The organism is Pseudomonas sp. EA_65y_Pfl1_P113 (genome assembly GCF_963970525.1).
Classification (GTDB): Bacteria; Pseudomonadota; Gammaproteobacteria; order Pseudomonadales; family Pseudomonadaceae; genus Aquipseudomonas; species Aquipseudomonas tritici.
Genome location: NZ_CAXAQM010000299.1, coordinates 1 through 553, shown reverse-complemented (window position 1 = coordinate 553; position 553 = coordinate 1). Strand labels below are relative to the sequence as shown.

Sequence of the window (553 nt, the reverse complement as noted above, 5' to 3'; positions counted from 1 at the left end):
TGCATTTCTTGCCCTGTAACCAGGTGGCTGTATCGGCAGGCGCTACGTATCCCGGTCGTTCAGATTATCCGTTTCACTTCCCTCAAAAAATGCAGGAGCCGGCCACATGTCCGAAGCCATGATCCCGCCACTTCAAAAGCCTGCGGCGGCATTCCTCAACCCGATAGCCGATTCAATTATCACCCGCGCGCCGAGCGAACACCTTCCACTAACCCTGACTCGTGGCGAGGCTACCTGATGATTCGTTTACTCCTCGTCATGTTAATTGGCGGCATCTCGCTGCAGGGCTGTGCGCAGCCCACTCCTGAAAGATTAGGTACGCCTATCGAGGGCTATAGCCATACCTCGGCGGCGATCAATCGGTTCTCGGTCAATGGTAACGGCGGGCCGAATTTGTCCCCTTACGGATACGGGGGCGGGCAAATGTGCTGCGCACCGCTTCCAGTGAAGTGGCACCCCGGTTTGACCGTGGTGGTTGAATGGGAGAAAGACCCGAATCCGCATGCCTCAGCAAATTGGCCTCCGCTTGGGACAGATGGCTACCGGGCTGCCT

2 protein-coding genes are annotated in these 553 nt (G+C 57.3%); both read left to right on the top strand.

The window, feature by feature from the left end; genetic code table 11:
- The first annotated feature begins 106 nt into the window (after nucleotides 1-106).
- Nucleotides 107-238 (top strand): hypothetical protein, encoded by a 132-nt coding sequence (locus AACY52_RS29715; RefSeq protein ID WP_339561287.1) that lies wholly within the window; start codon nucleotides 107-109, stop codon nucleotides 236-238.
- A partial coding sequence (locus AACY52_RS29710; protein WP_339561286.1) for a DUF3304 domain-containing protein occupies nucleotides 238-553 on the top strand: 316 nt, incomplete at its 3' end. The genes AACY52_RS29715 and AACY52_RS29710, both read left to right, overlap by 1 nt.

Bases quoted from the DNA above. Each gene is read 5' to 3' on its own strand.
- AACY52_RS29715 (WP_339561287.1), top strand. From the start codon at position 107: ATGTCCGAAGCCATGATCCCGCCACTTCAAAAGCCTGCGGCGGCATTC.